This is a genomic window from Hyphococcus formosus, assembly GCF_046736345.1.
GTDB lineage: Bacteria > Pseudomonadota > Alphaproteobacteria > Caulobacterales > Parvularculaceae > Hyphococcus > Hyphococcus formosus.
In genome coordinates this window covers 1,350,809-1,364,347 of record NZ_CP157210.1, presented here as the reverse complement: position 1 = coordinate 1,364,347, position 13,539 = coordinate 1,350,809, and the positions used below count along the sequence as shown (strand labels likewise).

At 50.6% G+C, this 13,539-nt stretch carries 8 protein-coding genes; all 8 read left to right on the top strand.

The genetic code is table 11. The features are described 5' to 3' along the window. The first annotated feature begins 91 nt into the window (after positions 1–91). The 8 genes from ABFZ83_RS06310 to ABFZ83_RS06275 all read left to right on the top strand — a co-directional run bounded on the left by ABFZ83_RS06310 (position 92) and on the right by ABFZ83_RS06275 (position 13,495). Positions 92–364: a metal-sensitive transcriptional regulator gene (locus ABFZ83_RS06310; protein ID WP_411818589.1), complete on the top strand. Its 273-nt coding sequence runs from the start codon at positions 92–94 to the stop codon at positions 362–364. Positions 365–437: 73 nt separating this feature from the next. Then, positions 438–1,133, top strand: a complete 696-nt coding sequence (locus ABFZ83_RS06305) for an ABC transporter permease (protein WP_411818588.1) — start codon at positions 438–440, stop codon at positions 1,131–1,133. Positions 1,134–1,633: 500 nt separating this feature from the next. Next, positions 1,634–2,221: a sigma-70 family RNA polymerase sigma factor gene (locus ABFZ83_RS06300; protein ID WP_411818587.1), complete on the top strand. Its 588-nt coding sequence runs from the start codon at positions 1,634–1,636 to the stop codon at positions 2,219–2,221. Continuing rightward, the gene (locus ABFZ83_RS06295; protein WP_411818586.1) at positions 2,218–3,264 is read left to right on the top strand and encodes a FecR family protein; all 1,047 of its coding nucleotides are present in this window, start codon (positions 2,218–2,220) and stop codon (positions 3,262–3,264) included. The genes ABFZ83_RS06300 and ABFZ83_RS06295 overlap by 4 nt, the downstream gene beginning before the upstream one ends. A 141-nt stretch (positions 3,265–3,405) precedes the next feature. Continuing rightward, entirely contained in the window at positions 3,406–6,744 is a 3,339-nt protein-coding gene (locus tag ABFZ83_RS06290) for a TonB-dependent receptor plug domain-containing protein (protein WP_411818585.1), read from the top strand. Positions 6,745–6,876: 132 nt separating this feature from the next. Next, positions 6,877–7,827, top strand: a complete 951-nt coding sequence (locus ABFZ83_RS06285; protein ID WP_411818584.1) for a tetratricopeptide repeat protein — start codon at positions 6,877–6,879, stop codon at positions 7,825–7,827. Between the two features lie 281 nt (positions 7,828–8,108). Next, positions 8,109–10,199 carry a CapA family protein gene (locus ABFZ83_RS06280; RefSeq protein WP_411818583.1) on the top strand — a complete coding sequence of 697 codons (2,091 nt, stop codon included), beginning with the start codon at positions 8,109–8,111 and terminating at the stop codon, positions 10,197–10,199. 173 nt (positions 10,200–10,372) lie between these two features. Then, complete coding sequence (locus ABFZ83_RS06275) at positions 10,373–13,495, top strand: TonB-dependent receptor domain-containing protein (RefSeq protein ID WP_411818582.1); 3,123 nt, start codon at positions 10,373–10,375, stop codon at positions 13,493–13,495. Positions 13,496–13,539: the final 44 nt, after the last annotated feature.

Sequence of the window (13,539 nt, the reverse complement as noted above, 5' to 3'; positions counted from 1 at the left end):
CGAACAGAATTGGCCTTAAAGCGCCCATCGGTATTAGCTTGACCCATTCAATGACGAATAATATCTATACCCCTCCTAGGTATAGATCAAGATGGATAATATGTCGGACGCAATTTTAAAACGCCTTGTGCGTATCGAAGGTCAGGTTCGCGGCGTTGCAAAGATGGTGGAAGAGGACCGGTATTGCATCGATATTTTGCATCAGGTGCGCGCGATAAAATCAGCGCTTTCAAAGGCTGAAAGTGAAATCTTGAAAAATCACGCCAATCATTGCATCGCCGAAGCTATCGATTCAGGAAGCGTAAAAGCCCAGCGGGAAAAGTTCTCCGAATTGATTGACCTTTTTGAGAAAACAAAACGATAGTCGCGTTATCGATCGGTGCCGATCATCAAGTGATGAGGGGCGTTGATCGGCTGTTCAATCGGACGCGCGAATTATGACGGAAATACCTCTTTATGCGGTCGGTTTATGTCTGGTGCCGACGTTAGCGGTAGCATGGATTTCCCTGAAATGGTCTGGCAGCGCAAGCGAAATTGCCATTGCAACCGGACGCATGTTGGTGCAATTGCTCGCAGCCGGGTTTTTTCTGGCATTTCTGTTCTCTTCGCAAAATGTCTTGATTGGTATTCTGGTCGTATGCGCGATGATCGGCGTATCATCAATGATTGGAATACGGACCGTTAAACAGGATAGGAAACGCGCCTTTCGGCGCGCATTACTGGCGATTGGCATTGGCGGCAGTTTTGTGCTCGTTTTCGTTTTGTATGCGGTTCTCGGCCTTAATGACCCAATTTATCAGCCGCGCATTATCATTCCGCTAGCCGGCATGATTTTTTCAAATGCCATGACAGCGGTCACGCTGGCTGCAGATCGTTATGAACGCGAAACCGATATGGGGCTCGGCTATGTCGAGGCCCGCAATATGGCTTGGGGCGCGGCTCTTATCCCGCAGATTAATGCGTTGCTCGCTGTCGGACTGGTTTCTCTGCCGGGGATGATGACCGGGCAAATTCTTGCCGGGGTCGATCCGTTGGTGGCGGTGCGCTATCAAATTGTTGTCATGGCGATGGTTTTGCAATCCGCTGGCTTTTCAGTGGCGATATATTTGCACCTTTGCCGGCCCAAGCGGTAATCACTACATCGAATTTTATCGCCAATATCGATGATGCTATTTCGACCTGCGCGGCGAGATGCGGTTCAACGCCGATTTGGGTGCGGTGACCGTGGACGACAGAGTAGCTTCCGGTTGCCGTGATGGTTGCAAATTCCAGTCGGGATTTTATCGGTCTCGACGGGCGGAAGCCGTCCGGCCGGGGAAAATTTCAGATGGAAACCGGCACCGTCAATTTTTACCGAAAATTGTATTAGGAAAGCTTTCCAATAACAGACCATAATTCTACGGTAGACTATGACCTAGATGGGCAGGGCTATTTCATTACTCGTCTGTTTATTCAGAATACAAAGTATAGTTTTTATTGATCCGCGCGAATAAATACCCTCGCATACAATGCCGGCAGTTATTGTGATTCCGATTGACCATAAATCCACACCCCTTTTAGCAAAAAATCTTTGCGGCACTCATTTTTGAAGGCATAATCCACTATTGGTTGCGCGAAATAGGTTTGAGTGCCGGTGTCGAAAATATTGAAATCTTTCCAGGAGAATGAGGCGGGTATCCGGCGCTACCTCTCTAGATTTCTCAAAAACCGGCAGGATATCGACGATTCCCTGCAGGAAACCTTTTTAAAGGGCTTCGCCGCAGAGACGAAAACCGACATTCTCGAACCCAAGGCGTTTCTTTATCGCGTGGCAAAGAATGTCGCGCTTTATGAAATCCGAAAAAAGCAAAAAAATCATGTGGGTTACATTGAGGATTTCGGCGGTTCGGAACTCTTAGAAGATACAGAGCAGCCGAGTGTAAGCGAACAGATTGATGGGCGGCGCAAGCTATACATCCTGTCTCGCGCCGTCGCGACCTTGCCGCCTCAATGCCGTCGGGCATTTTTGATGCGTCGGGTTGATGGTCTGCGCTATAAGCAAATTGCGAACCGCATGAACATTAGTGTCAGCGCGGTCGAGAAACATGTAGCGAACGCCGTGATCAAATGTAACGAGTATCTTCTTCAGCAAGGGTTGGAGCCGTCAGAATTTTCGCCCGTCAACAAAACTGCCCTGACGATGGCGCTCCGACCGTCAAAAAAAGCGGCGAATGAGCGATGAGTGAGAGCGACAAAATTGTAGCCTTCCCAACTCGCGCGGAAATGGACGCCGCAGCGGCGGCTTGGTATGCGCGCCTTGATGGTGACGACGTCACCGCCGAAGACCGCGCGGCTTTTGGCCAGTGGATTGCCGAGAGCGAGCACCACAAAGCAGCCTTTGAACGGGTTGCGACGCTGTGGGACGGGTTTGGCGTGCTCAAAGAGCTTGAGGATATCGCGCTTTCGGCCGAGGAATGTGAGCCGTCAAAACCGCCATTGATTACCCGCCGCAAGATCGTCGCCATGGCCGCTTCCATTGTGATGGTTGTGGGCGTTGGCGTCATCAGTATGCTCTATACGTCTTTCACGCCTGAGCGATATGCCACGGCGGTCGGCGAGCAAAAGACCATTCGCCTGAAAGATGGGTCCGAAGTCCAGCTCAATACCGACACACAGATTCTGGTGAAAATCGACGATAAAGCCAGACATATCACGCTGGAACGGGGCGAGGCGCATTTCGAGGTCGCGACGGATCCGCAAAGGCCGTTTTCGGTTTTCGCCGGGCAGGGTGTGTTTACCGCCGTTGGTACGGCTTATACTGTCAGGTTGCGCCCCGGCGCAGAGGTCGAGGTTACCGTTTCTGAAGGGCGCATCGCCATGGCGGCGGAGCGTGCTTTGGCGCAGGTAACCGAAACGGCGGAAGCAACGAAAATCAAAGATCAACATCTATTGGGGACCGCGCTTGATGCGGGACAGAACGCCGTGTTCACCGACAAGGTGGAATCGATTGTCTCTATCGAGCCCAATGTGTTGACGCGCAAGGCGTCATGGCGTCTTGGATTGCTGACGTATCAAGGCGAGCCGCTCTCCGAAGTGGTCGCGGATGTCAGCCGTTATACGGATATAAATATTGAGATCTCCGATGCGGCGATTCAATCGTTGCCGGTGGGCGGCACTTTTCGCGTGGGTGAAATAGATGCGATGTTCGATGCGTTAGAAATGACCTTCGGACTTCAAATCGAGTATGTGGATGACAAGAGCATAAAAATTTCCCGTGCTTCCTGACAAATATGGTGAGGGCGGTAGGGAGGCGTCGTCACAAACAGAATAAAAACGACGTAGAGGGAAAAAAATGCAAATGCGACGTGGGGGTTTTCAATTTGTCGGCATCCTATCTCCTGAGGCCGACAGAATTACGCATTGCGAATGCTGACCAAGGCCGCAAACAAGAGTGGATGGGCAGCGCTTGCTCTTCGATATTTCACTGTTCCGTGTTTGGTTTTGGCAACGGTGAGTTATGTCGATAGCGCGAGTGCACAGGATGCTTCGCTTCAATATGAGTTTGACATTGAAGAGGATCAACTTGGCCCGGCGCTAAAGAAATTCGCTGATCAGACCGGATTTCTTGCGCTCTATCCATTCGAATTTGCGGATGAAACAGGGATTAATCCTGTCATTGGGACGTACACTGTCGAAGACGCGTTGCAGATTCTACTGCGCGATGTCGAATTTTCTGGCGGCCTTACAACGAGCGGCGTGATTACGATTTCACGTGCAGCTGAAAAATCGGCAAGCCAGGAGGGGCAGTTGAATAAGAAATCTCTACTAACAAAATTGGCCGGAGGTGTTTCTTCGGTCGTTATCGGGTTTACTGGCGCAGGAACCGCTGCGGCACAAACCGATGACAATAATTCCGGTGACACAATTGTTGTAACCGGTTCACGCATTACGAACTCTAATATTACATCCAGCAGCTCCGTCACCGTTCTCGGTGCCGATGAGGTTGATACACGCGGTATTTTGCGCGTTGAAGATTTGATCAATGTTCTGCCGCAAGCCTATTCAGGCCAGTCATCTACCACTGGTGTGAACGGTGCGCAGGCAACGGTGAACTTGCGCGGTCTTGGCGCGGTTCGGACATTGGTTCTCGTCGATGATCGTCGCTTGCCTTATGGCTCGCCTATCAATGCGGCCGTTGACCTCAACCAAATTCCATCACAATTGATCGACCGCGTTGAGGTTCTGACCGGTGGCGCGACAGCAGTTTACGGCTCTGACGCGGTGGCTGGTGTTGTCAACTTCATCATGAAGCGTGACTTTGAAGGTGTCGAAGCAAGCTTCCAAGGCAGCTTTTATCAAGCGGACAACAATAACGCAGCGGTCGAATCCGTTCTCGCTGACTATAACCAGGCCGATCCTGGCAGTGTGGTTGATGGCGGCACCTACGATTTCAATCTGGTTGCGGGTTCAAATATCGCAGATGGTCGCGGCAATGTAACGGCGTATTTCGGCTACTCACGCGATAACGCGATCCGCTGGGAAGATCGTGACATCACCGCATGCCCATTCGGCACGCGCAATGGCGGCACCGATTTCTCTTGTAGCGGTTCAAACTCACAGCCAGCAAACACGCGCTATAGCCGCACAGGTGTTGGCGGGTTCAACCTCGCAGTTGATCAAGACACCGGGATGCTGCGCAATTACGATTCTGCGACCGATGCGTTTAACTTTGCGCTCGGCAACTACCTGCAGCGTCCGCGTGAACGTTTCACCTATGGTGCGTTCACGCGCTATGACATCGCCGATAATGTCGAGTTCTTCTTCGACTTCTCCGGTGCGGACAACACAACAACGGCGCAGATCGCTGGTGGCGGCGTCTCCCTTGGCCAAACCAGCACAATCAACTGCGATAATCCGTTGCTGACGTCGGAAATGCAGAATGTATTCTGTGATCCGGCTGTTGTATTCACGGATGCTGACGGCGTTCAGCGCGCGCCATTGAATGTTGGTCGCCGGAATGTCGAGTTTCCGCGGAATGTTGAATACAACCTCAACACCCAGCGCTTTGTCGGCGGTTTCCGTGGCGAAGTCATGGAAGGCATTGATTACGAGGTATTCGGACAGTTCTCGAAAGTCAGCTATACCGAGTTGTTCTTGAACGACGTGTCATTGTCGAAAGTCGCGAAGGCAATTGATATTGTTGCCGATCCGCTTTCCGGCGATATCACTTGTCGGTCTGTTGTGACGGGTGAAGACCCTGATTGTGTTCCATTTGACATTTTCACAGGCGCGCCAATTACCGATGCAGCGGGTAGCTATATCTCGACACCGGCACTCCGTATCGGCGACACCAGCCAGCTCGTATTCGGCGGTAGCCTTTCTGGCGGATTGGATCGTTGGGGCATCGTTAGCCCATTCGCGACCGATGGCGTTCAAGTGGCGGCCGGTTTCGAATATCGTCAGGATTCACTTTCTCTGACGCCTGATGATAGCGATACAACAACGAATACACGCGTCCCTGTTGATGGCACGGTTAGTGTTTACGAATTCTTCGGCGAGATGCAGGTCCCGGTTCTTCAGGATCTTCCATTCGCAGAAGAGCTAACGCTTTCAAGCGCGTATCGCTTCTCTGATTACTATCAAACAACTGGTGCCCAGCACACCTATTCCGTTGGTGTCGCATGGCAGCCAGTCCCGGATATTCGTTTGCGTGCGCAATATCAGCGCGCAACACGCTCACCGAACCCGATTGAACTGTTCAATCCGCAGGAATTTGGCCTTGAAACACTGTCAGGTGGTTCAAATGGCTTGAATGATCCGTGTGCGGGTGACTTTGATCCGGCGACATCGGTTCCTGAGCCCCTACGTAGCTTTGAGGAATGTGCACGTACCGGCGTTACGTCTGCGCAATATGGCACGATCCTCGATAGTGCCGGCAACATCTTCACATTGGTTGGCGGTAACGAAGACCTTGATCCTGAAACATCAAACACTTGGACGGCGGGCGTTGTTCTCTCTCCGAATGCTGTGCCGGGCCTTTTGGTTAGTGTTGATTACTTCTCGATCGACGTCGAAGGCTTTATCGGAACGGTCAATGCCAATGATGCGTTGGGTCAGTGCCTTGATACCGCAGATCCAAATTTCTGTGGCTTGATCAATCGTGACTCTGCGGGAACATTGTTCCTTATTCCGGGTGAAGCCTATATTCAGGGAACCAATATCAATACAGGTAACCTGACTACGAGCGGTTTTGACGTGAATGCGTCATACAGCTTTGACCTTGCTGATCTGGGTCTCGGTAATGCCGGTGATATTCGTCTTGGCTATATCGCTACATTCCTGAGTGAGCTTAGCGAGCAGTCATTGCCAGGAAATCCGGCCATTGATTGTGCAGGATTCCATGGCGGCGCTTGTGATAATCCGTCACCGGAATATCGCCACCGAGTCAACCTCGGTTGGGGTCTGGGTAGCCTCAGCACAACATTAAGCTGGCGCTATCTTTCAAGCGTAGAGGAATATTCGACTTCACCGACCGAAGTTAATTTCCTTGATGCGACATCTTATTTTGATTTGTCGATGCAGTATGAGTTGTCGAACGGCGTAGAGCTACGCGCCGGTGTAAATAATATCCTCGATCAGGATCCACCATTGACATCACTTGCCGGTTTCGGCGGTGGTGAAGATGCTGGTCGCGGAAATACATATCCACAAATTTATGATGCGCAGGGACGCTACGTCTTTGCGGGCGCGACAGTTAGATTCTAGTCGCTACACATTTACGGCCACAGAACGGGCGATCGTTCTGTGGCCAATTTGTATCTGGCAGTTCGAGCGCATAAGCGGTCTCGCCATGTTCAGTCGAACAAATACCCGACTTCAATAATCAGGTGAAAAATAATGAGAAAAATGACAGGCGTAGCGGTCGTAGCGATTATGTTATTATCTGCGTGCAGCAATGTTTCGGCCGATAACAAGGCGAGCGCGGAGACAGATCAAACTGAGAAAATTGTCGAAACGACCTCGTTTTTGGGGGGTCCACTATACCAACAGTCAATAGCACCTGAGCGTGATCAACGACTTCGCGAACAAATCAGTGAGCTGAAGTCAAAGGTATCATTAAGCGAAGATGAGTATATTTCTCTCGGTGGGCTTTATGCGTCGCGTCGCCAATACCAAGCTGCGATTGGTGTTTATAGCCAGGGCTTATTGAAATTCCCGAATTCCTACAAGCTGCGCCGCCATCGCGGTCATCGATATATGACGGTTCGCGATCTCGAGAACGCAATTGTTGATTTTACCGAGGCGCTATCCCTGATTGAGGAGTCAGAAGTTCGCGAATATGAAATCGATGCCAAAGGAAAGCCGCACGGCACCTATGAACATTGGGTGTGGTACCATATCGGTCTTTATTACTATCTACACGGAGATTATGAAACGGCAGCGAGTGCTTTTGAGCGTTGCCTAAAAACGGGCGATACGAATGACATGTTAATCGGAACTACCGATTGGCTGTATAATATCTATAAAAGATCCGGTCACGACGAGAAGGCTAGAGCACTTGTCGCGGAGATTTCACCTGATATCGAAGCAGATAGAACCTATCCTTATTTCAAGCGGGTCATGCTTTATAAAGGTGTTGTCACGCCGGATGAAATTCTTGATCCGAACAAGCCTGTTTCTGAATGGAATGGCCGCGACATGACGGTGGCCTATGGCATCGGCAATTGGTACGCCTATCAAGGCGAAACCGAAAAGGCGAATGCGCTACATAAAAGCGTGGTCGAAACACCTTTCTGGAGTACCTGGGCCTATCTCGCGGCGGAGAAAGATCTAAGCGCGAAACAATAAAGGCGTTGAAGTGGTCCAAGTTAGCGATCTCTGTATGGCGTTGACTTGGGCCATGTCGCATCGATTACGATTATCGACTTGCGTCAAATAGGTTGACAGTATTTATACGGAATAAAATAACAGACCTATTAACAGGCTTATTGACCGAACCTATAGACTATGGGTGTTAGGTCATAGCTTTACGTTAATTGCATGTTTTTACGACGAAATTGATCACTGCTCTTGCGATTATTTCGCGTTGTTGACTATGCTCCACCGACAAAAAATCGGTGGGGCAGGCTGTGCAGATAAATCTAACACAATTCGCGGGGGCTTTGACCAGCTCATTCATCCTATTCTTTTCTACTATTGCACATGCGCAGAGCGGGGATCTCCGGGGCCGCGTAACCGATGAAAACGGAAAGGCGATTTCCGCAACCGTTGAATTTAACGGCAATCAATACAAGACCGATGCTGCGGGTGCTTTCTCGATCGACGTCGCCGATGCAGAAACCGTTACGCTGAGCGTAAAAGCGCCGGGCCATTATGCGATGGTTCAATCCTTCAGTTCGAGCGAGATCGCAACCGGCAGCGCCTTGAACGGTCATGGCGAGCTACCCGGCATTCAGTTAGTTACGAAGAAGCCGAACCGAGTGATGCTTGCCTTTGGCGGGGACACCATGATGGGGCGGCGATATTCCAAGCCATTTCGTGGTGAGCCGAAGCTTATTGATTCTGACCGCATTGAGACCGACACAAAGAAACTAATTGAGGTTATTTCGCCCTACTTAAAGGTGGCGGATTTTACCTCCATCAATCTGGAAACGTCGGTTTTTTCTGAGCCGCCAAATGATGCAGCGAAGAAACTTGTGACGTTCTATTCACCGCCTGAGACGCTTGATGCGCTGCGTTGGGCCGGCGTTGATTACGTCGCGTTAGGCAATAATCACACCTATGATTACCTTGATAGCGGTCTCAAGAAAACGCTTGAGCATATCCGCAAAAGTGACCTTGGCTATTCCGGTGCGGGGTTGAATGAAAAACAAGCGCTTAAGCCATATAAAACCGATCTCGCCGGTCGTCGTTATGCCTTTATGAGCTATGTTGGTTGGGAAGGGGGCAATCCCACCCAATCGGCGACTGATACAAAAGGGGGCGCAGCGCTAGGAACGACAGCGAATATTCTTTCGGATGTGCGTAAAAGCGCGTCGGCGGGCGCGCTACCGATTGTTCAATATCATGGCGGTCTTGAATATGCGGACCGGCCGACAATGGATATGGAAACCAAGCTAAAGCTCGCGCTTGACGAAGGCGCGGCCGTGGCGATCGGCCATCATCCCCATGTTTTCCAAGGGCTGGAATTATACAACAATCGGCTAATTGCCTGGTCGTTGGGGAATTTTCTGTTCGATCAATATTTCTATTCACCACAGGCCACGGCATTGCTTTATGTCTGGCTCGATGATGGGGAGTTTTATCGCGCTGAAGTGGTTCCGCTCTATATCAAAGGATATAAACCCACGCCGGCGACGGATCAAATGCGCCGAATGATCAACAAACGGATCATGTCGCTATCATCAAACAAGAATATCGAAATTACTCCGTCGGGCGGTCATTTGTTTGCCAAAGCGCAGTCCGAGACAGGCTGTCCTGTTCAACCGTTGAAAACCGTACTTACAGGTGACGCGCGTCTCCATTCGCTTGATGGCGTGCCGTGGTTTAATGATCTGGCGGCGGTAGAAACGGGTACGGCATGTGCGGTACCGCCTAAAGTTCGTCTCGGTAAAGACCTATTGGCAAGAGGTGATTTTGACGCCTATGACCTGTTCAAGAGTAAGGACCGAAGCTGGCTTGATCAGGACAAGCGTATAATCCTTTCATCAGATGATGATTATGCCGGTGATAAAAAGCTTGTTGTGACGCTTGGTGCGGATGAGAGCGCCAAAATGGGCATGCGCAAGTTTCTACGGGTGTATAAGAGTGGGTCAACGATGACCCTGGCGGCGAATATTTCGAGCGATGTACCGGTTCGCGTGACCGCTAAACTTCAACGGCGAAAATCGAGTCAGGGCCTTAGTGACGCGCTTTCAAACGGTCCGACGATTGAGTTGGGGTCTGTCCTGATATCGCCCGAAAGCGAAGAAGCGTTAGAATTTGATTTCGCAAGCCCGCGCGTGGGTACCCGTTCGATTCGCGTTCTATTGGAATTTGAAAGCGTTGCCCAAGAGGCGGCGCGAGTAGAGATAGATGACCTGACGTTGGTAGAGTGGAAAACGCCATTTTCCAGTTTGGACGTCATCGCGGAGCAGGATGTTGCGGAAGCGAGCCATATTCAAACCTTAAGCCATTCTGCGTGCGACCTGACCGTAATTAGTCACCACACAGACAAATAACAAAACCTTCCACGTAAAATTGATTTTATGATGCTCCTGCGTCTTTAGCGTGTGCTTTGCGCTTGACGTATGTGTTTTGGTTATTGGTCTGTAAACGATACGTATTTGGTGTCGAAACCAGACAATGCAAAACTTAAAACTCGAATCTTAAAAAAATCACACGAGGGGATAGCGTGAAAAAAAATCTGCTTGGCCAATTTTTACTTGGCACCGCTAGCTTGTTGGCATTTTCGAGCGTTGCTCATGCGCAGCAAGATTCCAATGACGCAAACGAACCTGACGCTCAATCAGAAACAGATGAAATTGTCGTCGTCGGTACGCAGGTTAAAGGGGCAAATATCGCTGGGGAATTACCGGTTACGGTTCTCGGAAGCGATGATATTGAAGGCGCGGGCGACCTCACTTTCGAAGATCTTTTAACCAATATTCCGCAGGCTGGTGGGCTTGATTTCAACAGCACGGCTGAGCTTTCCAATGATGCACGGGGCGATATCGCATCATTGAATCTTCGTACGCTCGGGGCTGATACATCGCTGGTTTTGGTGAATGGCCGCCGTATCGTTTCGCACCCTCAAACACAGACTTTTGGCGGTGTACCGATTCAATTTGTCAATATGAATGCGATCCCGACCTATGGTTTGGGCCGTGTTGAAATCCTTCGGGATGGCGCGTCTGCGCTTTACGGTTCTGACGCGATTTCCGGGGTCCTCAATGCGGTTATTCGTGACGATTATGAAGGGTTGAATGCGCGCGTCCGCTATGGCCTGGCCGAAGGTACGGATCAACGCGATCTCAATTTGCGGGTGTATGGCGGCAGATATTTCAATGATGACCGGACCAATGTGTCGTTCTCCGCACAATATTACGACCGTAAGGGGCTTGATGCTACCGATCTAGATTTTACGGCGGACGCTGATCATCAGTTCGACCCTCGGCTTTCGCCAGATAGCCCATTTTACGGGTCGACCAGCTTTAGAAATGATTCCAGCTTCTCGCCCTATGGTGAGTTCCGTGTCGGTCATGCAGATTCGAGCGCGGACGGCATTGATGGAGAACGGGTCCGTCAAAATGGCGATTCGATCACCAGTAGTGCAGGTCTGTTCCACCTTCAGCCAGAAGGGTTTTTTCCAAACTCGTCACAGCACAGTATTCCTTTCGGAAATGGTTTAGAGCTTGATGATGGGTCGTTTACGTCCTCAACAACGACGTCGGGAAATGGTCTCGATTTGTTGGTGGGGGATGAGGCATATCGCACGCGTCCTCTATACGACAACCAAAACAGATTGCGCAAAATTATTCCCGATACGCAGCGTTTCAATCTGGCGCTGAATGCAACCCATGAGCTTAACGATTCCATCGAGCTTTATGGCGATTTTATTTTCTATAATTCGCAATCAGAAAAGTTCTTTGGCCCATCGGTTCTTTCGACATCGAACAATTTTGTAATTCCGGCCAGTTATTACTGGAACCCGTTTGGCGCAGAGATGCTGCCTGACGGATCGGCAAATCCAAACCGGCTCCCGGATATTGATGCGCCAGCAGAGGGGCTGGATATCGCGGTCCGTCGATACCGCTTTAATGAGCTCGGTGCACGTACAATTGACGTATCTCAAACGCAATGGCGTACCTTGGGCGGTGCACGCGGTGTTTACAAAAATTGGGATTGGGACACCGCTTTCGGTTATTCGCGAGCGTCTGCGAAAGACGTTGGTCTGTTGGTGTCTCGGTCAGCATTGTATGCGGAATTATCGCGTTCCGACGCCGGGGCGCTGAATATCTTTGACGGCCCCGATATTACCGATGTTGAAGCTGTTGAAGCGTCGGGTATCGGTGTTGATGTTACGCGCAAGAGTACCAACACATTGATGACCTGGGATCTGCGGGCATCAACCCCGCGCTTGTTTACCCTGCCGACTGGTAACGTTGGTTTCGGTTGGGGTGTTGAATGGCGCCGAGAAACCATTGAAGACGATCGCGACGAACGCCTTGATGGGACGATTTCATTCACTAATCCGCTCACGGGCGAATTTTTCGAGAGTGATCTTCTCGGTGTGAGTGCGACGGCAGATGTTGCCGCAGAGCGGAATGTGTTTTCTGCCTATAGTGAGATGATCATCCCGGTCTTTACGGATACCGGAATCGGTTCTGCTTCAATTCAGGCGGCGGGCCGGATGGAGCACTATACGGATATCGAGGAAACGGTATTGAAACCACGGGTGTTGGCGACATGGGCACCTGCGGATCAGCTGAGCTTCCGGGCGGCTTATTCGCTCGGTTTCCGCGCGCCGAACCTCGTGCAAACATCGACCCCGTCATTCTCGCGGTTCTCGAACTTCCAGGAAGATTGGTCACATTGTACATTCGTACAACAGTCAAGCGGAGCGAGTTGCCTCGATTTCGCCGTGACCTCCGTAATCTCGGGTAACCCTGACCTGAAGCCTGAAACAAGTACGAACCTCTCTGCGGGTATCGTGTTGAAGCCGGCTGATGGCTGGGTGTTTACGGCTGATTATTGGTCGATAGAGTTGAACGGCACAGTCGGTACTATTCCGCGTAATGACCAGATCGCGATCGATGAATTCTTGCGCCGGACGGGGCAGGGCTTCAATCCAAATGTCGAACGTGAGGACCCTGATGCGGATCGTATTGCGGATATTGCGGCCTATAATATTGCGAATGGCACCTCTATCGAACCATTCGGGGATATTCTCTTCGTCAACGAAACATTCCTGAACCTACAGACCCGCAAAACAGCAGGTTTTGACTTCTTCGGACGTTATGAGACGCCGCGTACAAAATATGGGCGGTTTAAGGTGAGCGTGAATGCGGCACTTTTGACTAAATACGAGCAAGACCCATTTGACGAAGTGCTACCGCTTCTTAGCGATTCAATCAGTTCTGAAAATATTGATCCGTCATCTGTGGGCGACCTTATTCAGGTAGAGAGCCGTCCAAAATGGCGTGGGTCAGCGAATTTCCGTTGGAATTATAATTCCAATGTCGGTGTAGGGATGAATGCCCGCTATGTCGGCCGTGTTTATGATCCTGACGTGACCGCAACACTGGAAGACGGAACGGAAATCGATTTCGAAGTAAGCCGATGGTATCGGTTGGACTTCTATGCGGATTACAGCTTTAGAAGAAGCGGACCATTGAGCGGAACGCGTATTCGCGTGGGTATCAACAATCTGACGAATAATGAGCCCCCGCTTTACGACAATTCTGCTGGTTATAGCGGACGGCTACATTCGGTTACGCCACGCTATTTCTATTTTGATGTTCGGAAACGTTTCTAATTTCTAGCATGGCACACCGCCCTTCATGGGCGGTGTGTTTTCCG

Excerpts from the sequence above, each read along its gene's own strand:
- ABFZ83_RS06310 (WP_411818589.1), top strand. The coding sequence starts at position 92 with ATGGATAATATGTCGGACGCAATTTTAAAACGCCTTGTGCGTATCGAA.
- ABFZ83_RS06305 (WP_411818588.1), top strand. The coding sequence starts at position 438 with ATGACGGAAATACCTCTTTATGCGGTCGGTTTATGTCTGGTGCCGACG.
- ABFZ83_RS06295 (WP_411818586.1), top strand. The coding sequence starts at position 2,218 with ATGAGTGAGAGCGACAAAATTGTAGCCTTCCCAACTCGCGCGGAAATG.
- ABFZ83_RS06290 (WP_411818585.1), top strand. The coding sequence starts at position 3,406 with ATGCTGACCAAGGCCGCAAACAAGAGTGGATGGGCAGCGCTTGCTCTT.
- ABFZ83_RS06285 (WP_411818584.1), top strand. The coding sequence starts at position 6,877 with ATGAGAAAAATGACAGGCGTAGCGGTCGTAGCGATTATGTTATTATCT.